Genomic DNA, 21,836 nt, shown 5'->3' on the forward strand with positions numbered 1-21,836 from the left:
GTGTGTTATTTGCTGCACGAAGGTCGGGATTTTTACCCGGAATCCGGCAGCGCATATACTTCCGTAAAATAAGTCGTTCGTACAACACCTCTCACCCGGCCCCGAATGCGCTATGCCGCGCTCACACAGCGACTGTCTCAAACGGACAAATAGCTGGTCAGCTCCGAGATATCGACTTTCAGCATCCGGCTTTTGAAGAGATCAGCCTTGTATTTGAAAATGAAGTTACGAAGCGACATGCCCGTTTGGTTGAGCACACAGATATTGGCCACCTCTTCCGAAATATTGAACCGCATGAGCAGTTCCGGCACGCGGATGTTCTTGTTCTGGTGCAGTTCTTCCCGGAGGTAGCGGATAATCGACTCGGCGAGGTTCTGGCGACCGGCCGTTTCCTCTATCTTTCTGCTTTCGAAATTATTCCTGGCCAGAATCGTGACAATCAGATCGATGCTGCCACGAATGAGTTTGTTATGAGACGTAGGTTGCTGGGTTATTTCAAAAAGGATTTGGTTGATCAGGTAAGTAATGGTTTGCGCGTCGCGCTCGTTCTGCAATGGTTTGCCCTGTGTAAGCCGCACGCCCTCGCAGAGATGTTCCGCTTGTTTGTAAATGTCGGCAAAATCGGGGCTGAACTCTTTTTTCTTTAAAAAATCGTCCGAAAGCCAGGTGTCGAATGCGATAAGGAAAATTTCGGCGCTGCCGTCTTCCTGAAAAATCGGATGCTGGCCGGGGCGAAGCATGATTACGCCATGCGGGGTGTAATCGTATAATTTTCCATCCAGGCTGAAATGGCCTTCCCCCGAGCGGATGAATATCATGCGATAATGGGGCGTCAGTTCATTGTGGGTTTCCCAAACACGGGTCTTGCTTTGAAGCACATGGTACTTTTTGTGGGCGTTGAATTGGATGACAGGCATAACACAAACCTTCTGCTGTTTGCCCCAATTTGGCAACGCGGCTTTTGGAATGAAAATGCAAATCGCGGAACGCCCGTTTTCCGGGGCCGAAACGGCAATTTTGAATGCGGAAGTCAACCAACGGTTATTTATCCAACAGCTCCTAAACTCCGATATATGCTCGGTAGTTACAAAAAACTTTCTGCGTCGCACCGGGAGTCAGGTCCATTTTCGGCCTTCCTGCCGAAACGGCGTGTATTCCGCGGATCGGCAGCAGCATGATGCGGTTGTTGCGTAAAAATCCGATGGGATCAACCTCAGCTATTTTTGTCCCGAAAAGACGAGGCCGCATAAGTCAGGTAGCGAGTTTGGAAGGAGCAAAATAAGGTAATTTCATGAAAAATTATCAGTATTTTGCAAGGCTAAAACCTGTCGAAACATTAAATCAAGCCCCCTATGACCCGTTTCTTCGTTACAGCATTCGCCGCGTTACTTTCCCTGAACGCATTTTCCCAGGCGCTGAACACGCTCACTGCCGCCGAAAAGAAAGAAGGCTGGAAACTGCTTTTCGATGGCAAAGACCTGAAAGGCTGGCACGCCTACAATGGCAAGTCGGTAGGTTCGGCCTGGATCATCGAGAATGGCGCTATTAAACTGAATGTGCCCGAGCGTGCCGGCAACAAGGCCAAAAACGGAGGCGACATCGTCACCGACGAAATAGTGAACGGCGATTTTGAGTTCAAAGCGGAGTGGAAAGTGAGTAAATATGCCAACAGCGGCATTTTCTTCTTCGTTCAGGAATCGCCCAAATACAAAAACATGCATGATACCGGACTGGAATTGCAGGTGATCGACGACAAAATTTATGAAGGCGCCCGGGAAAATACGCACCGCGCCAGCGACTTTTTCGGCATCGCGAACGCCCGCCTGCGCGAGGGTAACCCGCAGGGAGAATGGAACAAGATCCATTTCATCGTCAAGAAGGGCAAACTGACGGTTTATCAAAACGAATTTATCGTGCAGGAACATAACCTCAACGGTGCCGACTGGAAACAGAAAGTCGCCAACAGCGGGTTGAAAGCCGCACCCATAGCCAGCGGAAACTATAACGGCCGGATCGGCTTGCAGGACTGGGGCAGCACGGTTTGGTACCGTAACATCAAGTTAAGAAAACTTTAAGAACCAGGGGGTTGTCGCGTTGCCCCCCTCCGGTTGTCCTGTTATCCCCCGCAGGTGTTATGGGCCGGAAATTACCTTTGCCCACATTACACCATACAACCACCTTAACTACAAAAAATTATGGAAAAGGCCGTATTGCATCCGTATTTGATGTTCGAAGGCGATTGCCACGAAGCGATGGAGTTTTACAAAGGTATTTTCGGCGGCGAGCTGAACATGATGACATTCGGACAGGTCGACAACAGCTGCCCGGCCGCACTGCGCGAGAAGATCATGCATGCATCGCTTATGGGAGGAGAAGTCGATTTTATGGGTTGCGACAGTCCGCAGCCGGGCCCGCTCGCAGGCGACAAGATCCAGCTTTCGCTCAGCGGTTTCGACGAAGCCAACCTCCGCAAAAAATTCGAACAGCTCAGTGAAGGCGGCACCATTACCGTACCGATGGAAAAGCAGGTCTGGGGCGACATTTTCGGCGCTTTCAAGGACAAGTACGGCATCGACTGGATGATCGACGTACGGGCGCAGTAGCCGACACACGTTTCCTGAGCCGGGGCTACACGCTCCGGCTTTATTCATGCTTCACAAACCGCTCCTGCAAATACCAGCGTGTACAGGAATCTTTATCCACCCTGCGGACAAAGCTGAAATAAATATCGGAGGGACAACCGTACGCCCCCACATACATTACACCGATTTTCGGGTATTTCTGAACAATGCTATCGGGCAGGACCAGTTGGTTGGAAGTGCTGCTGGCATAATAGGGCACGTACGTCTGCGCACCTGACGTATCCTTCAGAGGCGCAATGGCCCAGTCGAGGCCGATCGACGTCGGCGTGTTAGCGGTCAGCAAAAGCCCACCCGTCCCGTCATAGCAATCCGACGAAACCGTCATTTGCTCAACCGGCACGCAACTGTCCCGTTTTTCAACATTCTTATCAGAACATGCCCATGCCACAACGGCTAGGGCCAGGATTTTTTTCATAGGATTCTGCTTTAACAACACCGCTTGGTTGACACTAATTATGTGTTGTTTAAAAGCAGTTACCTCACCTGCCTTACCCATCCCATACATTAAACGAAGAGTTCATCTTGTTTACTGTCGGCATTTTTGCTATTTTTGAAACCTATTTTTTGATATTAAAAATACCAATATTATAACTCAAACGTTCCCTTATGGCTCTCCCGCTCCTGAAAAACGGCATGTTTAACAGGTTGCAAGAAGATATTCTTGCATTGCAGGGGTTCAGCACGCTCCCCGGAGCCAAAAAGATCGATCTTGGGTTGGGAATTATGAATGCTTCGTTCCCGAGCCATTCTTTTCCCATCGGCGCGGTGCATGAGTTTATCAGCATGGGTCCGGAAAACGCTGCGGCTACCACCGGCTTTATGGCGGGATTGCTGGGAAAACTGATGGGCGAATATGGCATATGTCTCTGGGTCGGCATTAAACCGATAGTATTTCCCACAGCATTGAAAATTTTCGGTGTGGAGCCGCATCGAATTATTTTCATCGATTTGAATAAAGAAAAAGACGTGATCTGGGCCGTAGAAGAAGCCCTTAAATGCGAATCGCTTGCTGCGGTTGTAGGCGAGCTACGGGAAATTACGTTCACAGAATCGCGCCGGTTACAGCTTGCTGTCGAACAAAGCCGTGTTACAGGTTTCCTCCACCGGAACAATCCACGCGCGGTGAACCCGCTCGCATGTGTGTCGCGATGGCAGGTAACGCCGATGGCCAGCCGGATCGAACCGGGGATGCCGGGAGTGGGCCGCCCGTGCTGGCATGTGGAATTGCAAAAAATCCGCAACGGCGAGCCTGGTGAGTGGGATATGGAATGGGTGTCGGGGCGGTTTCAACATCTGAAAAAAGACATTCAGGAACACCCGCAAAAAGCGGCGGAAGTTGCTCCTTTTTATATCTCCCAAAGAGCTTAAAGATTGGCGGCAATGTTTTTTTTATTTAGTTTTATATATAATTTTATTTTATATTAATTAAATAAAATCTCATAGCCGTGACCAGTTACCCAACGCTTTTGTTCGCTATGGTTTTCCATGCGGCGCTTCTTACCTGTGAAAAACCGGCGCCGGATATCAGCAAGAACTCACCCGACATTCCGGATACAATTATAGAGGAAATCCCCAACGATGAAGCACTCGGTCGCCATTTCCACGACAATATGCCCAATGCGCTCGAAGGTGCAGAGCTGTTAATGATCCCCGACGACTTCATACCCGATGACGTGGATGTACAGCCACGATTTCACGGCGGGCAGCCTGCACTTCGAAAATACATCGATAAATACCTTGAAATACCCGACGCCGTCCCGAAATTCAGAATAAACGGTAATGTACATACGTCGTTTACATTACCGAAACCGGGGAAATAACGGAAGCAATGGTCGTTAAAAGCCTGCAATACGATTGCGACCAGGCTGCATTGACACTTATCCATTACATGCCTGAATGGAAGCCGGCTATCAAAAGCGGAAAGCCGGTCAGTGTCCGGTACTACCTGGAAATACCTTTTGATTACCGAAACCACTAAACTGCCGCTTATCACCTTCTTTCGGCCTTCACACCTGAACTGTTCGCAACGCCTCCGGACAAGTCTTATATTGTATTGTATTCGGACTTTAACCAAAATCACCGGTATGAAAGCGTCGCTACGCCTCAACATCCTTACACTGGTATTTGCCGCAGGCATTCTGCCCGCTGAATGCCAGACATCCCGCATGGCAGCTAAAACGGATTCCCTATTTGCGGAATGGAACAAACCCGGAATGCCCGGTGCGGCAGTGGGCGTAGTCCATGCAGGCAAACTGATTTACGCCAAAGGATTCGGTGAAGCCGACCTGGAAACGGGAGCCAAAATCGGGCCGGAAACGATTTTTCATGTTGCTTCCGTTTCCAAACAGTTTACCGCTTACGCCATCGTACTGCTGGCGGAACAAGGCAAACTTTCGCTTGACGACGACATCCGCAAATACATCCCGGAAGTACCTGATTTTGGTAAAACCATCACTATCAGGCACCTGCTCAACCATACCAGTGGCCTGCGCGATCAATGGAACCTGCTGGCTATGGCCGGCTGGCAGCTCGACGACGTGATCACCAAACAGCACGTCATGAACCTCGTTACCCGTCAGAAAGAGCTAAATTTCGAACCTGGAAGTGCTTATGCCTATTGTAATACGGGTTATACGCTCCTGGCCGAAGCCGCAAGCCGCGTCACCGGGCAACCCTTCGCTTACTGGATGGAACGCAACGTATTCAAACCATTAGGCATGAAGAATACCCAGTTTTTTGATAACCAGGAAGGCATTGTCAAAGGGCGCGCCTACTCTTTTCACCGCACGCCCGGTACCATCGGGCCGACGATGTTCAGCAAAAGCATATTAAGCTATGGCAACGTCGGGGCGACCAGCCTTTTCACGACCGTGAACGATCTGGCTTTGTGGATCGATAATTTCCGCAACCCGCAAATAGGCACTGCGACGATCATGAAACAAATGCTTGAACGTGGTCGGCTCACTAAAGGCGATACGCTTACGTATGCATTCGGACTGGTTCATGGCAAGCACAAAGGCCTGGCTTACTACGGCCACGATGGGGCCGATGCCGGCTTCCGCTCTTCGCTGATTTACTTTCCGAAAGAAGATTACGGCTTCATTGTGCTAAGCAACCAGGCGGAATTCAACCCTCCCAAAAAGAACCTGGAAATGGCGGATCTGTATTTATCCTCCTTCATGAAGGAAGGCAAACCTGCCGCTGTAAGTCCCAAACCGGCCCCATCCGGCGCCTATGCTTTTGACTCGACCTTGTTCCGCGCTTATGCCGGCTCGTACGCACTGGACGAAGCTCCCGGTTTCGTGCTAAAATTCTGGCGGGACGGCAACAACTACTACACCCAGGCCACAGGTCAACCATCGGCAGCCATATTCCCGTCGTCGGACTCGACGTTTTTCCTGAAAGTCGTAGAAGCTTCGGTGGTATTTCACAGAGCCAAAGACGGCAAAGTCAATCGCATTACCTTGCAGCAAAACGGAAACCATCCGGGAACCAGAGTCAACGGGCAGGAACCCGTCGCCACCGATCTTGTCCCGTTCGTCGGCCAATATTACAGCCCCGAGCTTGAAACGATTTACACCATTGCTCAAAAGGGTAATGAATTGAAAATACGGCATATACACCATGGGGAGGCTGATTTGAAGATTGTCGGTAAGGACAAGCTCAATGCGCCCTGGTGGTTTGTTCAAAATATCGAAGTCGTCCGCAATCCTTCCGGCGCAGTCACCGGTATCAAAGTATCGAATGGCCGGGTGGTGAATTTATGGTTTAAAAAGCTCCCGGACGATTTTGCAGCCGATGGCAAATAATTGGTAAGGCAACTATTTACCTATCTGTCGCTTAAAAAACTTCCAGGATTCCTCGAACATGTCGAAATCCGTCACAAACTCATGCCTGCCGTTGACGACCTTCAACAGTGTCACTTCCGGCTTTCCTTTCTTTTGATAGGTGTATTTTTCCACCGTAATATCATTGGAAGTGTCGCCATCCGGCATTATGGATTTCACCGGTTCACCGGTATAACCATCGAGCCTGGCCCAGTATTGGAATGATTGGTCCGTCGAGCGAACAGTTCCCAGCGTAACGCCGGGGGTTTTTACTTCGCCGCCATTGTAAGGATTGGTCTGGTCTGCGGTGCCATTCGTTATCATAACCGGAATGGCCATGTTCATCGGCGTGCAATCCATATTTTCATCCGTAGGCATGTTGGCAACTATTGCCGAAACAGCCCGGATCTTGCCAGGCATGGTCAGCGCCAGCTTATACGACATATGCCCTCCCCCGGAAAAGCCGGTTGCAAAGACCTGCTTTTTATTGATTTTATACCGGGAAGCAAAAAGATCGATCAGCGCATCGAAAAATGCTTCTTCGTTCAGGTTCTCCACGTTGGCAACCGCGGTGGAAGCTTTCCTGCATTCATTCCAATACTTTTTATACCCGCCCGGATAAACCACAACAATATTCTCCGACTCCGCCAGGGATTCCAGCTTCGCCCCACGACGCGCAAAACCCAGCGGCTCGCCGCCCGACCCGTGCATCACAAATACCATACTTGCGCCCGGCCTGACTTTCAGCGACGGATTGTATGCAAAAACACGGTAATGGCCTTCGATCAGCAACGAATCGAGCACATGCTGGGCATTGGTCGACAATGCAGAGAGGATCAGGAATGCGGAAAGGAGCTTTTTAAACATCTCGGTGGGATTGATTTTATTCCCGCAAGTTAACCAAATCCGTCTCTCGAACATCCACATAAAATCGATATTCCTCACCTCATTGGGAATATAAGCTGCGGGAAAAAGTGACGGCATCCGTTTCCATATCTATGATTTTAAAACCCTCCTCCCCTTTCCTCCTTCCGCCCCCTTCACTTCTTCAACATCCGTTCAATAGCCTTCAAAACCGCTTCCCGGTTTTTGGCAGCCTTAATGAACTGCGGCAGCTTCTCGACCATGGTGGTGATGCGCATGGTTTGTCTTTCGCGCAGCCGGGCGGTTACATAATTACGGATTTCCAGTAAATGTTCCTTGTTGCTGGCCCAAAGCGTATCGCCCTTCACATTTTCCCGGAACCAGAGAGGGAGTCCAAACACCGGATCTGCGAGCCTTTCCTTGCTGTATTTCAATCGGTAAGGGACATTGGCAGGCTTGTAAACCTCAGGCACATGGCAATGCGGGCAAGAATATCGGAGTTCAGCAACTTTCTCCTTATTATTCGGAATACTCACCTCGATAGATTCGCCGCAATTCCGGCAAGCCCGACTCACGATAGCCGTATAACGCAGGCGCTCATCTGCCCCCTCGGAGTGGTTACAATGATGGCAAATCAGCTTATCGTCGCCGATTCCCACCAGATCCTTTTTAAGCACCAGCGCCGCCTTCCCGCATTTCGGGCATTCAACCCAAAATTCCCTTGCATACGCGTACCGCGTAGTGGGCGGGCCGATGTACCGGTCCGTTTCCTTTTCCATGTAGCTGGTTCTGACTTTACTTTTTAATGGTAATATCCGGAATCGGCGCCCTGGCCACATCCGTGATGAGCGTTTTACGTTCCGTTTTCAGGCGCGTCAGAAAAGGTTTGATATCGTTGCCGTAAGCGCGGCTACTGAGTGCGTATAATAAGATACCTTTTTGACCCGACTTCGCCGTAACCGCTTTGAAACGGTACACATCGTGCTCGTAAATACTTTTGGCGTCGTTCTGCGCCGTCTGTCCGAGCAAACAATCGATGATTTTCTCGCCAGTGGCGGCGTTGCCGATCACTTCGTAGTTAACATCGAGCGTGTTTTTTAACTGGTCAAGTTCGCGAAGCTTGGTCTGGACGGCATCGTCCACGCCGGCTACCGCGATCACAAAGTCAATGGTTATCATCGATTTATAATTCGGAAAACCGTCGCCGGCGACCAGATATTCCTGCTTGTAAAGCGAAGCATCGGGATGCGACGACCATATCAGCCGGTAATTTTTCTTTTGAAACACAATCGGGCCCGGGATGTCCAGATAATTAACAACCTGTTTATTGCTCTGGCCGAGACCTGCGACCGGCATCAGCAACAGTGAAGCTGCGACTATCGGAATCAGTTGATTTACCATTTTCATGCGTGTATGGATAGATATGAGACGCGAATGCAAAGTCCGGCCCGCGAACCGGACTGCAAACTTATCATCTCAGACAGCCAAACACAATGCCGGATACACATACTATCGCTCCTGAATCCCCTGGATCACAATATTTTGAGTTAACGGCACTCCCAAGGGCTACGGCTTCCGCCAGCAGAAGGTTATTCCTCGTCAGTTCGCTGCGCAGGAATAGCCGCTTTTCGTTCTCGATATTCAATTGATTGTACTCCTCCATTTGCCTGATTTCCTGCAAACGAGTCTGCACCGCGAAGTAAGTCTGTCCCAATGCAACTACTTCTTTCGCCGGATCGGCATTCTGGACTATGAGATAACAGGCGTAGCGGGATAGCTTTACATCTTCCACGTGTCTTTTGCCTCCTTTTCCCGGTTTTATCATTCCTAGGATATCCTCGGAATGATCCCCTATATTCTGCCCGCTATTCATGCAGGCTTCTCTTGCACGTTCAATGGCTGATTTAAAATGACGGTACTCCGTGTATTCCAGCACTTTTGCCAGATCCCTGGCACTCCAAAATTCGTTGCCGCCGTCGTCCGATTTCCTGATTTGCTCAAAGAGCGAGGGAGCTTGTTGTGAAGTCATAACATTCCATTTTTAAGTGTGCAAAATAATTTCAGCAAAGCAAGAAAATTACTGGCAACTTTCAAAGCATTTTGATATTATTGTAATCCATTTTGAGGTATTTATAATATCAATTCTCTATAATACACTCATCGACAATCTATTGAAATGCCCAACCGCTTCGTCTCCATATGGTTCCCACAGCTGGCAACGGATCACCGGATCCGCCTCAGGCCTGAGCTTTTCGGGCTCGAATTTGTGCTGGCAACGCCCGAGCGGGGAAAGATGATCGTGCGGGCCGCCAATGCAGAAGCCTCGGAAATGGGCATTGAAACCGGCATGGTCGTGGCCGATGCACGGGCTATTCTCCCTTCGCTAGTGGTGCTGGACGACGAGCCGGACACTACCCGGCATGCATTGCAGGCACTGGCCGAATGGTGTTTACGCTACTCCCCCACCGTCGCATTGGACGAACCGGATGGACTTATTATGGATGTTACCGGTTGCGCGCACCTGTGGGGAGGTGAGCGCGCATACATGGATGACCTGATCTGCAAGCTCAGCCAGGCGGGATATACCATACGAACGGCCCTGGCCGATACCATCGGGACCGCGTGGGCATATGCGCATTTCGGTCCGCCGGGAGCGATCGTTCCACCCGGCGGCCAGCGCACCGCATTGGAAAAATTACCGCCGGCAGCGTTGCGCATTCCCGCGGAAACCCTCGAAAAGATGCAAAAGCTGGGTTTTTACCGGATCGGCAATTTCATACGGATACCGGCAGGAATGCTGCGCAGGCGATTTGGGCAAATTTTACCCGACAGGTTGGAGCAGGCACTTGGCTATGCGCAGGAATTTATCGTACCCATTCGCCAGGTTGTTCCCTACCAGGAACGGTTGCCATGCCTGGAACCGATCGTGACGGCTGCCGGCATTGAAATAGCCTTGCAGAAATTACTGGAAACGCTTTGCGCGCGGTTGATGAGAGAAGGTAAAGGACTTCGCCGTGGCGTCCTGACCTGCTTCCGGATAGACGGCCGAACGCAGCAAATCGATATTGTGACCAACCGGGCCTCGTATCACGTAAAGCACCTTTTCCGGCTTTTTGAACTCAAAATCAAAACCATTGCTCCCGGTTTCGGCATCGAGCTGTTCACTCTCGAAGCTCCGGAAGTGGAGGCTGTTACCATAACCCAGGAAACGATGTGGGACACAACCGGCGGGTTCGAAAATACGGCGATTACCGAACTGCTCGATGCCATTACCGGACGTACAGGCGCGGAAGCGATACAACGGTATCTGCCCCAGGAGCACCATTGGCCCGAAAGATCGGTTAAAAGGGCACCTTCTTTACATGAAAAACCCCGAACCGGCTGGCGGACCGACAGGCAGAGGCCCGTTTTCCTTTTGCCAAAGCCGGAAACCATTCAGGTTACCGCCCCTATACCGGATTATCCGCCTACCATGTTCGTGTACAAAGGCAAGGTACATTATATCGATAAATCCGAAGGACCCGAGCGCATAGAACAGGAATGGTGGCTGGAACAAGGCCTCTTTCGCGATTATTATACCGTAGAAGACCGGGAAGGGAGGCGCTACTGGCTGTTCCGGTTCGGTCCATATTCCGAAGAAGAAGGAGAGGAGCAGCCGGAATGGTTTATACACGGCTTTTTTGCCTGAAAAACTACACTTCATCGACATGAATTATACCGAATTACAGGTAACCACCAATTTCAGCTTCCTGCGGGGCGGATCGCACCCGGAAGAATTGGTAGAACACGCCATCGCACTGGGTTACAAGGCTATTGCCATCACCGACCGCAATACGCTCGCCGGTATCGTACGCGCGCATGCAGCTGCGAAAAACAAGGATTTCCGTATCATACCAGCCTGCCGTCTGGATCTGCTCGATGGCCCCAGCCTGCTCGCCTATCCTACCGACAGGGAGGCTTACAGCCGGCTTTCCGCATTACTCACGGAAGGAAACCTGCGCACCGAGAAAGGCCAATGCCATCTTTATAAAACTGATATTTACCGTAATGCAAAGGGTATGAAATTTATCGCGGTTCCGCCATCGGCACTCAACGAATCATTTGATTTCGATCCTTCTTTTGCCGAAAACCTGCAAGAATACCGCGAAAAACTCGGTGCCCATCTGTACCTCGGCGCGGTAAGGTCTTATCAGGGCGATGACATGAAAAAACTCTACCGCCTCGACCAGCTCTCCAAACGGTTCGATATTCCCCTGGTAGCAACCAACGATGTGCATTATCACAACCTGCAACGACGTGAATTGCAGGATATACTTACCTGTATCCGCGAAAAATGCACCATTTACAATGCCGGTTTTCGCTTACATGAAAATGCAGAACGCTATCTGAAACCAGCCGCGGAAATGCAACGGCTCTTTTTTAAGTTTCCCGAGGCCATCGAACGCACCCGGGAAATTACCGACGCCTGCCGGTTTTCGTTGAACAGCTTGAAATATGTATATCCGGAAGAGCTGACAACGGAAGGACGGACACCGATGGAGGAACTGAAACACCTTACCTGGATCGGTGCTAAAAAGCGCTTTCAGAATGGAATCCCTCCTGATGTGCATGCTAAAATCTTACACGAATTTAAATTCATCGAAGAAATGGATTACGCCGCCTATTTCCTGACGGTGTACGACATTGTGCGCTTTGCGAACCAACAAAAAATACTCTGCCAGGGGCGCGGTTCCGCAGCCAATTCTGTGATTTGTTATTGCCTCGGGATTACCGCAGTAAATCCGGAAGAAATCGATCTGCTTTTCGAACGCTTCATTTCCTCGGCCCGGAATGAACCTCCCGATATTGACGTGGATTTCGAGCATGAGCGCCGGGAGGAGGTGATGCAATACATCTACAACAAATATGGCCGCGACCGGGCAGGCATTGTCGCAACGGTTACACAGGTCCGGCAAAAGGGCGCCGTTCGGGATGTTGCAAAGGCTATGGGCATGTCCATGGATGCGGTTAACCGGCTTTCCAGCTCGTTATGGGAGTTTTCGGATGAATGGTTCGATGGCAAAATCATTTCCGAACATGGTTTCGACCCCAACGACCCGCACCTGGCCAAAATCCTCGATCTGGCGGGACAATACAAGGGTTTCCCGCGCCAGCTGGGCCAGCATACGGGTGGTTTTGTGATTACCCAGGGTAAATTATCAGACCTCTGCCCTATTCTCAATGCCCGAATGGAAAACCGCACCTGCATCGAATGGAACAAAGATGATATCGATACCCTGGGTTTTCTGAAAATCGATGTGCTTGCACTGGGAATGCTCACATGCTTACGAAAGGCTTTTGATTTACTTAAACAGCATTATAATATTGTCCATGACCTTGCAAGCATCCCCCCAAATGACGAAAAGGTTTACGATATGATTTGCCGGGCCGACACGATCGGCGTTTTCCAGATCGAAAGCCGGGCACAGCAGTCAATGCTGCCTAGACTGGAAGCCTAAGGAATTTTATGATTTGGTCATTGAAGTCGCCATTGTGCGGCCGGGACCGATTCAGGGAGATATGGTACATCCTTACCTAAGAAGAAGAGATGAAATAGAAAAAGAAGAATACCCAAGTGAGGAACTGAGGAAAATTCTGGAAAAGACTAAGGGAGTACCTCTGTTTCAGGAACAAGCTATGAATATTGCCATCGTTGCCGCCGATTTCACCCCTACCGAAGCTGATGAACTACGTCGGAGCATGGCAACTTTTAAAGCAAAGGGCGTAGTATCCAGATTAAGGGAAAAGTTGGTAAGTGGCATGATGAAGAAAGGTTACGAAAAGGATTTCGCCGAGCGTATTTTCAAGCAGCTCGAAGGTTTCGGAAGCTATGGATTTCCGGAAAGCCACGCGGCCAGTTTTGCATTGCTTGTTTATGTTTCGTCCTGGATCAAATACCACCACCCCGATGTTTTTGCCGCCGCTTTGCTTAATAGCCAGCCCATGGGCTTTTACCGGCCCGCACAAATCGTGATCGATGCCCGGAATCACGGCGTAGAAGTGAGGCCGGTAGATATCAATTACTCCTTTTGGGACAATACCCTCGAAAATATCCCCGACCAACGCTGCGCCCTACGGCTCGGCTTCCGGCAGGTCAAGGGATTGAAGGAGGAAGAAATGCATATCCTGGTTTCCTCCCGCACCAGGCCCTTTACCCATATTCATCAATTGCTCGAAATCGGCATTTCAAATACTACGCTGGAAAAGCTCGCCGACGCGGACGCATTCTGTTCCATCGGCTTCGACCGGCGGCAGGCGTTCTGGGAGATTTCCGCATTGACCGACAGGCCGGCCGGGCTCTTCGCGGGACATGCTCCGGCAAGCAACAGCGAACCCGATGTTCGCTTGCCCGCAATGACGTTGTCCGAACACGTCATTCATGATTATTCTGCCACCTCCCTCTCATTGAAAGCACATCCTGTCAGTTTTGTAAGGGATCAGCTGAATGCACTGGGTGCGACACGAAGTATCGATCTCCAACATCTTAACGATGGTCAGATTGTCAAAGTGGCCGGTCTGGTGCTTGTCCGACAACGACCGGGCACAGCGAGCGGCATTTGTTTTATTACAGTCGAAGATGAAACCGGCACGGCAAACCTGGTGGTTTTTAAGAATATCTTCGATGCCTACCGTAAAGAAATACTGAGGTCGAAACTGCTGATGATCGAAGGGAAGGTGCAAAAGGAAGGCCAGGTGATCCATGTCGTAGCGGGCAAATGTTTCAATGTATCCGGATTGCTTCGGAAACTTGCAGCCATCGAAGAGCAGGGAGCCGATGTGCTTACCTTGTCAGAGGTTGATGAAAAGGGTCAACCCGATTCACGGGGCAAATCCAGGAAGATACTACCGCTCAAAAATCCGCAAGCGGAAATTTTCCCGGCGTCCAGGGATTTCAAGTGATCAATGCCCGGCCTCATCAAGCCTGATTACCTGCATTTTATATTCTTCCGGCAACAACAGATTGCGAAGATATGCCCCTGCACCGATCCACCGGCTTATTTTATAAACAGGAAGCAATATCCCGAGCAGCCGGTCGCTTCCCAGTCCGATCAGATTATTCACCTTTTGGGGAACAAGCCGCATTTGAACATGCCGTAACAAATAATAGCGGAACCCACCCAAATGCTTTCTGTATTGCTTGTACAAATCGACCGTGAAATGGCTTCTAACGAGATTCTCCTGCAAATGTGCGGCGCGCATCCGCTCCCATTCGCGCAGATCGCCCGGAAGCCCGGGCACACCCATGCCCTCGCCGACCGCGTGAAAAACTTCGAATATCTCCTCTTTCTCGGCAATAGTCAGCTTTCTTTCGAGCAGTTCGAATGATCGAATGGAATAATCGATAAGCATAAAAAGCACATCGCGGTAGGCACTGTCGGGGATGCGGGCATTACGGCTGCGTTCGACACCCTGATGGATCGAAGCGATCTGCCGGATTGCGCGCATGGCATCGTCGTATTCCGCGAACACAATCTGGCGCGCATATCCGACCGTCGAAAACAGCCTGCCCAGCGGATCTGCGGGGAGTTTCCCGGTAAAGTACAGCCAATCTACCGACTTGTTCAGCGCGAACTCGGCCGACGCTCCCGCGAATATGAACAGGATCGTATCCGCTTTTCCCCAGATATCCCGCACAATCGAACCTTCATTTACGAACCACTTCATACAGCATGCCTTTTGTCTATTATCCATTCTGATCCCGGCACAAACACAATACCCAACGTATAACCAGCAATTTCCAACCACGAAAAGGTAGTCCAGACGACCATCCGGGCAACCGCGTTATCCTCCAAACCAAGTAACCCGAGGATATGGAAGTACTGGAAGCGCCTCCAGCACGTCGCCTCCCCATGGCCTGACGAGGTCGTCGTGCACATACAACGCGATCCAGACTTCTGCGGCGAACATAACCGAGGCCGCTATCAAATAATTACGTCTGCACATTCAATTCAATATTAATGGGTTAGCATCCAGTTCGATCCGATCGCGCAGTCCTTCGGATGTTCTTCCCGTTTTCACTTTCGACAAAATCGATTCCAGAAGCGGCAGCATGGCATTCAACCCGCCTGTTTTAATGATAAAATTCCAGAGCGGCTCAAATTTTTTCCAGCCGCCGGTGTAGAAAAAATGCTTGGCGATATATTTCAGGGAATCATGTTGTAAACTGGATTTTATTATGTTTTTCCAGCTATAAAAATTATCATAGGCCCACCAGTATCCTTCCTCCAATTTTTCCGCATCGAGCCCGATCGTTTTGTAAACTACGTGCCGCGTATCGTACCGGTCCCAGTTCCGGGTCATGATCCTGCCTTCCGCTTCCATGTTTTTGTACAAATCGGTACCCGGATAAGGTGTCAATATATGATAGGTCGCGGTGGTAATACCCTGGCTTACGCCCCAGTCGACGGTTCGCTTAAAGACATCGCGATCATCGTCATCGAGCCCGAACACGAAGCTTCCGTTAATCATGATACCCAGCGAATGCAGCCGGTTTACGGCCTTCGCATAATCCTTTTCGAGGTTCTGCTTTTTGTTGCTTTGTTTCAGATTTTGAGGGGAAAAAGTTTCAAAACCCACAAAAAGACTACGCAGACCGGCATCGGCAGCTTTCTCGATCAGGTTACCCCTCAGAATGGCATCTACCGTGGAAGCTCCCTGAAACACGCGGTTCATCCCCCGCATTCCCTCGAAAAGCGCATCGGCAAACTTCGCATTCCCCAGCAGATGATCATCCAGGAAATACAAATGCCGCCCCGGCAACCGGTCTATTTCCGCTAGTGCGTCGTCCACCTGCTGTGTATAAAAACTTTTGCCTCCTTCAAAAAATGCGTCCTTGTAACAGAAGCTGCAATGATGCGGGCATCCCCTGGTTACGACAATGGAGTTGGGGACGAGGTATAAGTTGCGCTTGATGAGGTCACGGCGAATAGGCGGTATCCCGGCAAGCGTCCTGGCGGTCGACGTGTACACTTTCTGAGGTGCGCGCTTTTTGAAATCCAGCAGAAACCGCGGGAATGTATCCTCGCCCGGACCGATGAAAATGCTGTCGGCATGCGTCATTGCCTCGTACGGGAGCGAAGTCACGTGCAAACCGCCCAAAATGACATAGCTGCCTTTGTTCCGATAATGATCTGCAATGCGATATGCCCTGAAAGCATTTGTAATATACACCTGAATAACCACCAGGTCCGGTGCGTCGTCCAATCGCAATGTTTCCACATGCTGGTCTTGCAGGTCGATCTCATCTTCCGGCGAGAGGTATGCCGCCAGTGTGGCTAATCCGAGAGGCGGAAAAAGCGAATACTTGATTGGCCTCCATTGCGGGCTTTCCGCTTCTGTCAGGGCCGGCAGGATCATTTTTACCTTCATAGCTTTAATTAAAAAGTACTTTGAAATACAAAGTACAATAATGATTTTGAATTAAACAACACACGGCGCGTCATAGGCAAAACAAAAAATAGCCCCCGAAAACCAGAGGCTATTTACCATTCAGAAACCTGACTAAAACATTATTTCAAATCCTCGAGCCGGTAACCGAGGTAATCGTCGACGATCAATTTGTAATGCAGTTTTTTGCGGGGGCTGCCGATATGAACGCTGTAAGTACCCTGCCCGAGTTTCGATACGTCGAACCAGCGGCCGTAGCTCGGTTCTTTTATTTGTTCATAGTAAATTGTACGCAGCTCGCTGTCGATAATGCGGACGTCATAGCTTTCCTGCGCCGGATTCTTGAGAATAACCTTCATTTTCCCGCTCTGTACCACATACACATTCGACATGGCCGTTTTCACGTTGACGCCCGCGGCCGACATGGGAGATTCCGATTCCGACATACTTCTGTACGTGGTACGGCTATCGGCTACGAGGTCGAAGGTTTTTACTTTTTCCGAAAGCAGTTCGCGAGCCATTAGCTTGGACAAAAGGTCATCGAATAACCTCACATTCCGTTTGGTAAGCTTGATGTACTTGCGGGGCATGGATTCCTGGTAAAGTAAATGGTTGCCGCTGTCGAAAAACTGAACGACGGTATTGCGCGAATTCGGATCGGTGTGGACCTGCCAGTAACCCTTGTCCGGCTCAGCGTATGTTTGCGCGTCGGCGGGCAGGAAAGAGGCCAGCCATAAAGCGGGCGCCAGCAGAAGGGATAGGTGGATTTTCTTTGTTTTCATGGCTATCAAAAAGGGGTGGAAATTTGAACAAACAACACAAAACTTGCCCAAATGGGGAATCGGTCCCCACTCATTTCATTCCAGTATTTTGATGGCCATCAAATTTGATTCAAAGAGAACGTTTCCGATGTAAAAGTTGCAGCGAATGTAAATTCTTTTCGAGATTGGATACAAAAACGCAATGAATATGGTCACTATCACACAATTCGTATACGTAAAGCCCGGCAAAGAAGAAGTTTTTCAGCGATTCGAATCGCTGGTATTGCCATTGATACCCCGGTACAACGGGAAATTGCTCCTGAGGCTGAGAACGGGCCCCGGGCATTTGATCGAAGGCGAACTGGAAGCGCCTTACGAAGTGCATTTGGTCAGTTTTGAATCCGAAGCGGATCTGGCGGCATACACTTCCGACCAGATCCGCGAACAAAACCTCTATTTAAAGGAAGAGTCGGTTTTGAAGGTAATGACCGTCAAGCAGCCCTGAACCGGTCACGGTGCCGGCGGAATGTGCGAGGGAACCACATTGGAAACCGGTTTGATCGATTTCAGATAAGCGAAAATCGCGCGCATGTCGCTGTCGGCCATATTCAGGTAATTGAACCATGGCATCGGCGGCAGCAGCGGCCGGCTGTTTTCGAGCCCTTTGAACTTTCCTTTGCGCATGGCCGTGTCGAACTGCTCGAACGTCCAGGTACCGATGCCGGTCTCGTCGGGCGTCAGGTTGGCGGCAAATGAAACGCCCCACGGGCCTGCGAATGCGGTACTTTGACCGTTAAAAACCACCCATTCACCGGTTTTGAGGATGCTTTTATCAAACGTTCCCAGAGGTTGCGTGCTATTGTAACCCGACAGGAAACGGTCCATATCCGGTGCCGGCCCCTGGGGGGGTCATCTTCTTAGGAGCATGGCAGTCGGCGCATCCCATGATGGTAACAAGGTATTCTCCTCTTTTCACGGCATCGTCCTTGGACACGACTTTCTGATACATCGCGGCCGAAACCGGCGAATTACGCACAAGCTGCCGGGGCGCTTCGGGTTGTTTTGTAAAAGCACAAACTGACCATACGGCCGCGGAGGCGGCCAGATAAGCGATTTTCATGGTAAATAGATTTAAGTTAAAAAATTGCTCAGGCGAACATCACCTGCTTGTCGGGTAATCTGAAATACTGATAACGGTCCTGGAATACATGGGTGGGGACTTCCCGTGTAAACTCTTTGAAATCGCGGATAAAATGCGCCTGATCGGCGTAGCCGGAATTATATGAAATTTCAGCCCAGTTCGGCGTTGACGGCGCGCTGCAAAACGATTCGTAAGCATTTCTGAACCGGATAATGCGCTGGTACATTTTCGGCGTCGTGCCGTAATGATCTTTGAAAACCCGTTCGAGCTGCCGTTTGCTGATGTACAGGTTTTCGCTCAGCGCGTCGATCGACAGCCGGCCCTTGCTCTGCCGTATCAGCCGGGTGGCCTGTGAAACGGGATGCCGTGCCGAGCGCATGTTTTTCAAAAGCCCGAGCAGGAACGCTTCCGTGATACGCACGACCTCGTTCGTGTCCTGTAAGCCATATACGTTTTCGACGAGCCGGTTGATCTCCTTTCCAAAGCAGCTTTCCAGGTCGGTAAATTGGTTAAAAAGCGGGGCAATCGGTACCGCGAACAATTCCAGTGCGCTCTCCGGCCTGAGCCTTATCCCGAATTTCCGGCAGGAACCAACTGTTTTCCAATGCACCACATCACGAAAAAGCCCCACAAAAAACGCCGGGGGTAAAAGCTGCCAGCTCTCCTCGAACAACGCCCGGCAACGGTTATCGTCCAGGTGCAGGATCAGTTCCAGCGTCCCGAACGGCATGCACCGCTGTACCGGCGACTCCTGATCACCTTTGGTTTCGAAACGGTGTAACCAATAGCACTCGACGTATTGCTGCAATTCGGGCGAAGGTCTGAATTCCTGGTAACCTGAGTTCATTGTTTGAAAAGGGCTTTTTGTATTGACGCTGCAAAACTATGGGTATTCCGAACGCCTGTATTGTAAAAAAACGACATTCGGCAGCGAATTACTTAAAAATCAACGCATTGTTGGATACTGTAATTAGTAACCGGTGCAAAATGTGCATACGGTACCGACCTGCTTCACGATTAGCCGGTCTAACGAATGACTGGAACTCGTATTTGCCACCCCCTCTCAGCTTTCCGCAGATCGGCTTTCCGTACGTATTCGAACCAACCCTCGGCCCGTAATGCACCGGCCAACGCACGGTGGCCGCGATCAGGCACTACGCCGTTTTTTAATCCACTACATCGAACCCTTTTCCGTGATTAAGCACCACTTGGGTGCTCACGGCCCTGCCTTCGAGCGTGATAATGCGATAACCATAATAGCGGCTATGGACTACGATTTCCAGCGGGTTCTTCTCCATTTGCACCGAGGCCGCAGGGGTTACATATTGCGTAATGTTTTCTTCCTTGGTGAAATCGTCCGTGTGGTAATGTCCACAGAAAACCGTGATTTCGCGCCCGCTTCGCACGAGAATATCTTTTATGGCGGCCCGGTTTAGCAACGGGTACTTGAAATCAACAGCCGTAAGAACCTGTAAAACAGGGTGGTGGACAAAAAGCAGCACATGTCTTGTCGTCAGCAGTTCATTTTCCAGCCATTTCAACTGGATTTCGCTGATGGAATCGGACGAAGAATCCAGGAAAATATATTTGAAATATTCGTCTTCCGTGGAATGAAACATTTCGCTTTTCGTCTTCAGGTAATCCGGAAGGTAATGCGGCCTGATACCGGCAAACGTGTCGTGATTGCCCGGTATCACCGTAAAGTCGAAATCTTTCAGCAACGCGAAAAATCGCTGGTAAGCATCCGGATGACCGATATCCCCCGTAAAAATCACCTCTCTGATCCCCCGTGCGCCTACATCCTGCAAGACCAGCTTCATATTCGTGTCGGCATCCGCTCCATACTTTGCCGACCATTCTTCCATCAAATGCAAATCCGTTATCTGTGCGATGCGTTTCATAGCTATCTTTTTTATCCGGAATTATATAACAAAAGGCGCTGCAATAACTGATCCAATCGGGTAATTAGCGGCGGTACCAATGGCCAAGGCGGAAATCTTGCCTCATGAAAGGATAATACCTATCGATCACAAAACCACGAAAGCCGCCGCGGTTTGCAGCATCTGCTCAAAATGGGGATACCTGGCCATTTCGGAAGTGGCCGCAGCACGGGTAATCGGCTAAATATTCCTGAAAATTGATTTTTATCTCTAACTTTCCCGTCTTTTAATTCCTGAAAAATTTATGAAGAAAGTATTCCAAATCAACCTGTACCGGGCTTCCCGACGCCTGATGCTTTCGGCAGGCGCACTGCTGATGGCTACCTTTTCTGCAAAAGCCGACAACGCCCCCCCTCGCCTCTCCCATCGAAGGCCGCTGGGATATTTCCGTGGACGTGAATGGCAAAACGTTACCGTCCTGGCTGGAAGTGCGTCATTCGGGCCATAAAACGCTCGTAGGGCAGTTCACAGGCTTCTCAGGAAGCGCCCGGCCAATCTCCGTAGTGCATTTCCAGGAGGGCAAATTTGACTTTGCGATCCCGCCGCAATGGGAGCGCGGCGAGAATGACCTTAAAGTGGAAGGAACTGTGTCGGGCGACACCATCTCCGGCTCATTGACAACACCCGACGGCAAGACATACAGCTACAAAGGCGTTCGTGCGCCGTCGTTACGCGGCAAGGCTACACCCGCCTGGGGAACGCCGATCAAACTGACCGCCGGTAATGAGATCAAAGGCTGGCACGCAACGGGCGAAAACCAATGGATAGCCGAAAACGGCATTCTCCGCAGCCCGAAATCCGGTGCCAACCTGGTTACCGACCAGAAATTCGGCGATTTTAAACTGCACATCGAGTTCCGCATTCCGAAGGGAAGCAACAGCGGCGTGTACCTGCGCGGCCGCTATGAAGTGCAAATCACCGACGGCAAGGGGATGGAACCCGCTCTCGACCAGATGGGCGCGATTTACGGCTTCATCACTCCGAGTGAAATGGTGGCCAAAGAGGCGGGCGAATGGAATACATTCGATATTACATTGATAGGCCGCATGCTGACCCTCGTCGCCAATGGCAAAACGGTGATCAGCAACCAGGAAATCCCCGGCATTACCGGCGGAGCATTGGACAGTAACGAAGGCGAACCCGGCCCACTTTACATCCAGGGCGACCATGGCCCCGTTGAATACCGCAACATCGTAATCACACCGGCGAAATAACCGCCCCGAAAGCCGCTATCA

Annotated in this window: 26 protein-coding genes; 12 read left to right on the forward strand and 14 right to left on the reverse strand. The window is 50.5% G+C overall.

All coding sequences use genetic code 11. The features are described 5' to 3' along the window. Positions 1-137: 137 nt before the first annotated feature. Positions 138-917 carry a hypothetical protein gene (locus tag ABV298_RS05455; protein WP_353721156.1) on the reverse strand — a complete coding sequence of 260 codons (780 nt, stop codon included), beginning with the start codon at positions 915-917 and terminating at the stop codon, positions 138-140. Between the two features lie 435 nt (positions 918-1,352). Between ABV298_RS05455 and ABV298_RS05460 the strand changes: the two genes are divergently transcribed. Beyond that, a complete protein-coding gene (locus tag ABV298_RS05460) occupies positions 1,353-2,075 on the forward strand; it encodes a DUF1080 domain-containing protein (protein WP_353721157.1) in 723 nt (240 codons plus the stop codon). A gap of 120 nt (positions 2,076-2,195) precedes the next feature. Then, positions 2,196-2,603, forward strand: coding sequence for a VOC family protein (locus ABV298_RS05465; protein ID WP_353721158.1), 408 nt, complete (start codon positions 2,196-2,198; stop codon positions 2,601-2,603). Between the two features lie 40 nt (positions 2,604-2,643). Here ABV298_RS05465 and ABV298_RS05470 read toward each other — a convergent pair whose 3' ends face one another. Then, positions 2,644-3,057: a hypothetical protein gene (locus ABV298_RS05470; RefSeq protein ID WP_353721159.1), complete on the reverse strand. Its 414-nt coding sequence runs from the start codon at positions 3,055-3,057 to the stop codon at positions 2,644-2,646. A gap of 191 nt (positions 3,058-3,248) precedes the next feature. On the opposite strand from ABV298_RS05470, the gene ABV298_RS05475 reads away from it, so the two are divergent. The 4 genes from ABV298_RS05475 to ABV298_RS05490 all read left to right on the forward strand — a co-directional run bounded on the left by ABV298_RS05475 (position 3,249) and on the right by ABV298_RS05490 (position 6,451). Beyond that, positions 3,249-4,010, forward strand: a complete 762-nt coding sequence (locus ABV298_RS05475; protein ID WP_353721160.1) for an Error-prone repair protein ImuA — start codon at positions 3,249-3,251, stop codon at positions 4,008-4,010. A gap of 77 nt (positions 4,011-4,087) precedes the next feature. Then, complete coding sequence (locus ABV298_RS05480; RefSeq protein WP_353721161.1) at positions 4,088-4,462, forward strand: hypothetical protein; 375 nt, start codon at positions 4,088-4,090, stop codon at positions 4,460-4,462. An 8-nt stretch (positions 4,463-4,470) separates the two neighbouring features. Next, on the forward strand, positions 4,471-4,620 hold the full coding sequence (locus ABV298_RS05485; protein ID WP_353721162.1) for an energy transducer TonB: 150 nt from the start codon (positions 4,471-4,473) through the stop codon (positions 4,618-4,620). Positions 4,621-4,726: 106 nt separating this feature from the next. Then, positions 4,727-6,451 (forward strand): serine hydrolase, encoded by a 1,725-nt coding sequence (locus ABV298_RS05490; RefSeq protein ID WP_353721163.1) that lies wholly within the window; start codon positions 4,727-4,729, stop codon positions 6,449-6,451. Positions 6,452-6,463: 12 nt separating this feature from the next. Here the strand turns inward: ABV298_RS05490 and ABV298_RS05495 are convergent, their stop codons facing one another. From ABV298_RS05495 to ABV298_RS05510, 4 genes are all read right to left on the reverse strand, one after another. Then, on the reverse strand, positions 6,464-7,336 hold the full coding sequence (locus tag ABV298_RS05495; RefSeq protein WP_353721164.1) for a PHB depolymerase family esterase: 873 nt from the start codon (positions 7,334-7,336) through the stop codon (positions 6,464-6,466). A 173-nt stretch (positions 7,337-7,509) separates the two neighbouring features. Next, positions 7,510-8,112, reverse strand: coding sequence for a hypothetical protein (locus tag ABV298_RS05500; protein WP_353721165.1), 603 nt, complete (start codon positions 8,110-8,112; stop codon positions 7,510-7,512). A gap of 16 nt (positions 8,113-8,128) precedes the next feature. Then, the gene (locus tag ABV298_RS05505) at positions 8,129-8,734 is read right to left on the reverse strand and encodes a hypothetical protein (protein WP_353721166.1); all 606 of its coding nucleotides are present in this window, start codon (positions 8,732-8,734) and stop codon (positions 8,129-8,131) included. A gap of 70 nt (positions 8,735-8,804) precedes the next feature. Continuing rightward, complete coding sequence (locus ABV298_RS05510) at positions 8,805-9,362, reverse strand: BRO family protein (RefSeq protein WP_353721167.1); 558 nt, start codon at positions 9,360-9,362, stop codon at positions 8,805-8,807. Positions 9,363-9,509: 147 nt separating this feature from the next. Here ABV298_RS05510 and ABV298_RS05515 point away from each other — a divergent pair, with 147 nt between their 5' ends. The 3 genes from ABV298_RS05515 to ABV298_RS05525 are packed head-to-tail and all read left to right on the forward strand — an operon-like array spanning position 9,510 to position 14,272. Then, positions 9,510-11,021, forward strand: coding sequence for a DNA polymerase Y family protein (locus ABV298_RS05515; protein WP_353721168.1), 1,512 nt, complete (start codon positions 9,510-9,512; stop codon positions 11,019-11,021). 19 nt (positions 11,022-11,040) lie between these two features. Then, entirely contained in the window at positions 11,041-12,831 is a 1,791-nt protein-coding gene (locus ABV298_RS05520; RefSeq protein WP_353721169.1) for a PHP domain-containing protein, read from the forward strand. Between the two features lie 34 nt (positions 12,832-12,865). Then, the gene (locus ABV298_RS05525; RefSeq protein WP_353723146.1) at positions 12,866-14,272 is read left to right on the forward strand and encodes an OB-fold nucleic acid binding domain-containing protein; all 1,407 of its coding nucleotides are present in this window, start codon (positions 12,866-12,868) and stop codon (positions 14,270-14,272) included. Here the strand turns inward: ABV298_RS05525 and ABV298_RS05530 are convergent, their stop codons facing one another. The 4 genes from ABV298_RS05530 to ABV298_RS05545 form a co-directional block, all read right to left on the reverse strand. Then, complete coding sequence (locus tag ABV298_RS05530; protein WP_353721170.1) at positions 14,273-15,037, reverse strand: oxygenase MpaB family protein; 765 nt, start codon at positions 15,035-15,037, stop codon at positions 14,273-14,275. 117 nt (positions 15,038-15,154) lie between these two features. Next, positions 15,155-15,316, reverse strand: a complete 162-nt coding sequence (locus ABV298_RS05535; RefSeq protein WP_353721171.1) for a hypothetical protein — start codon at positions 15,314-15,316, stop codon at positions 15,155-15,157. Next, positions 15,317-16,741, reverse strand: coding sequence for a radical SAM protein (locus tag ABV298_RS05540; RefSeq protein WP_353721172.1), 1,425 nt, complete (start codon positions 16,739-16,741; stop codon positions 15,317-15,319). A 140-nt stretch (positions 16,742-16,881) separates the two neighbouring features. Beyond that, positions 16,882-17,541 (reverse strand): hypothetical protein, encoded by a 660-nt coding sequence (locus ABV298_RS05545; protein WP_353721173.1) that lies wholly within the window; start codon positions 17,539-17,541, stop codon positions 16,882-16,884. Positions 17,542-17,728: 187 nt separating this feature from the next. Here ABV298_RS05545 and ABV298_RS05550 point away from each other — a divergent pair, with 187 nt between their 5' ends. Further along, positions 17,729-18,025 (forward strand): DUF1330 domain-containing protein, encoded by a 297-nt coding sequence (locus tag ABV298_RS05550; RefSeq protein ID WP_353721174.1) that lies wholly within the window; start codon positions 17,729-17,731, stop codon positions 18,023-18,025. Positions 18,026-18,030: 5 nt separating this feature from the next. On the opposite strand, the gene ABV298_RS05555 is transcribed toward ABV298_RS05550, so the two are convergent. From ABV298_RS05555 to ABV298_RS05570, 4 genes are all read right to left on the reverse strand, one after another. Further along, a complete protein-coding gene (locus tag ABV298_RS05555; RefSeq protein WP_353721175.1) occupies positions 18,031-18,405 on the reverse strand; it encodes a hypothetical protein in 375 nt (124 codons plus the stop codon). Further along, positions 18,377-18,640 carry a hypothetical protein gene (locus ABV298_RS05560; protein ID WP_353721176.1) on the reverse strand — a complete coding sequence of 88 codons (264 nt, stop codon included), beginning with the start codon at positions 18,638-18,640 and terminating at the stop codon, positions 18,377-18,379. The genes ABV298_RS05555 and ABV298_RS05560 overlap by 29 nt, the downstream gene beginning before the upstream one ends. A 28-nt stretch (positions 18,641-18,668) precedes the next feature. Further along, the gene (locus ABV298_RS05565) at positions 18,669-19,508 is read right to left on the reverse strand and encodes an AraC family transcriptional regulator (RefSeq protein WP_353721177.1); all 840 of its coding nucleotides are present in this window, start codon (positions 19,506-19,508) and stop codon (positions 18,669-18,671) included. A 319-nt stretch (positions 19,509-19,827) separates the two neighbouring features. Then, positions 19,828-20,562, reverse strand: coding sequence for a metallophosphoesterase (locus tag ABV298_RS05570; RefSeq protein ID WP_353721178.1), 735 nt, complete (start codon positions 20,560-20,562; stop codon positions 19,828-19,830). 283 nt (positions 20,563-20,845) lie between these two features. Here ABV298_RS05570 and ABV298_RS05575 point away from each other — a divergent pair, with 283 nt between their 5' ends. Continuing rightward, positions 20,846-21,049, forward strand: a complete 204-nt coding sequence (locus ABV298_RS05575) for a hypothetical protein (protein WP_353721179.1) — start codon at positions 20,846-20,848, stop codon at positions 21,047-21,049. Further along, positions 20,997-21,815, forward strand: coding sequence for a DUF1080 domain-containing protein (locus tag ABV298_RS05580; protein ID WP_353721180.1), 819 nt, complete (start codon positions 20,997-20,999; stop codon positions 21,813-21,815). Before ABV298_RS05575 ends, ABV298_RS05580 begins: the two co-directional genes overlap by 53 nt. Positions 21,816-21,836: the final 21 nt, after the last annotated feature.

It is taken from the genome of Dyadobacter sp. 676, from assembly GCF_040448675.1.
Lineage (GTDB): Bacteria > Bacteroidota > Bacteroidia > Cytophagales > Spirosomataceae > Dyadobacter.

Bases quoted from the DNA above. Each gene is read 5' to 3' on its own strand.
- ABV298_RS05455 (WP_353721156.1), bottom strand. From the start codon at position 917: ATGCCTGTCATCCAATTCAACGCCCACAAAAAGTACCATGTGCTTCAA.
- ABV298_RS05460 (WP_353721157.1), top strand. From the start codon at position 1,353: ATGACCCGTTTCTTCGTTACAGCATTCGCCGCGTTACTTTCCCTGAAC.
- ABV298_RS05465 (WP_353721158.1), top strand. From the start codon at position 2,196: ATGGAAAAGGCCGTATTGCATCCGTATTTGATGTTCGAAGGCGATTGC.
- ABV298_RS05470 (WP_353721159.1), bottom strand. From the start codon at position 3,057: ATGAAAAAAATCCTGGCCCTAGCCGTTGTGGCATGGGCATGTTCTGAT.
- ABV298_RS05475 (WP_353721160.1), top strand. From the start codon at position 3,249: ATGGCTCTCCCGCTCCTGAAAAACGGCATGTTTAACAGGTTGCAAGAA.
- ABV298_RS05485 (WP_353721162.1), top strand. From the start codon at position 4,471: ATGGTCGTTAAAAGCCTGCAATACGATTGCGACCAGGCTGCATTGACA.
- ABV298_RS05490 (WP_353721163.1), top strand. From the start codon at position 4,727: ATGAAAGCGTCGCTACGCCTCAACATCCTTACACTGGTATTTGCCGCA.
- ABV298_RS05495 (WP_353721164.1), bottom strand. From the start codon at position 7,336: ATGTTTAAAAAGCTCCTTTCCGCATTCCTGATCCTCTCTGCATTGTCG.
- ABV298_RS05500 (WP_353721165.1), bottom strand. From the start codon at position 8,112: ATGGAAAAGGAAACGGACCGGTACATCGGCCCGCCCACTACGCGGTAC.
- ABV298_RS05505 (WP_353721166.1), bottom strand. From the start codon at position 8,734: ATGGTAAATCAACTGATTCCGATAGTCGCAGCTTCACTGTTGCTGATG.
- ABV298_RS05510 (WP_353721167.1), bottom strand. From the start codon at position 9,362: ATGACTTCACAACAAGCTCCCTCGCTCTTTGAGCAAATCAGGAAATCG.
- ABV298_RS05515 (WP_353721168.1), top strand. From the start codon at position 9,510: ATGCCCAACCGCTTCGTCTCCATATGGTTCCCACAGCTGGCAACGGAT.
- ABV298_RS05520 (WP_353721169.1), top strand. From the start codon at position 11,041: ATGAATTATACCGAATTACAGGTAACCACCAATTTCAGCTTCCTGCGG.
- ABV298_RS05530 (WP_353721170.1), bottom strand. From the start codon at position 15,037: ATGAAGTGGTTCGTAAATGAAGGTTCGATTGTGCGGGATATCTGGGGA.
- ABV298_RS05535 (WP_353721171.1), bottom strand. From the start codon at position 15,316: ATGTGCAGACGTAATTATTTGATAGCGGCCTCGGTTATGTTCGCCGCA.
- ABV298_RS05540 (WP_353721172.1), bottom strand. From the start codon at position 16,741: ATGAAGGTAAAAATGATCCTGCCGGCCCTGACAGAAGCGGAAAGCCCG.
- ABV298_RS05545 (WP_353721173.1), bottom strand. From the start codon at position 17,541: ATGAAAACAAAGAAAATCCACCTATCCCTTCTGCTGGCGCCCGCTTTA.
- ABV298_RS05550 (WP_353721174.1), top strand. From the start codon at position 17,729: ATGGTCACTATCACACAATTCGTATACGTAAAGCCCGGCAAAGAAGAA.
- ABV298_RS05555 (WP_353721175.1), bottom strand. From the start codon at position 18,405: ATGGACCGTTTCCTGTCGGGTTACAATAGCACGCAACCTCTGGGAACG.
- ABV298_RS05560 (WP_353721176.1), bottom strand. From the start codon at position 18,640: ATGAAAATCGCTTATCTGGCCGCCTCCGCGGCCGTATGGTCAGTTTGT.
- ABV298_RS05565 (WP_353721177.1), bottom strand. From the start codon at position 19,508: ATGAACTCAGGTTACCAGGAATTCAGACCTTCGCCCGAATTGCAGCAA.
- ABV298_RS05570 (WP_353721178.1), bottom strand. From the start codon at position 20,562: ATGAAACGCATCGCACAGATAACGGATTTGCATTTGATGGAAGAATGG.
- ABV298_RS05575 (WP_353721179.1), top strand. From the start codon at position 20,846: ATGAAGAAAGTATTCCAAATCAACCTGTACCGGGCTTCCCGACGCCTG.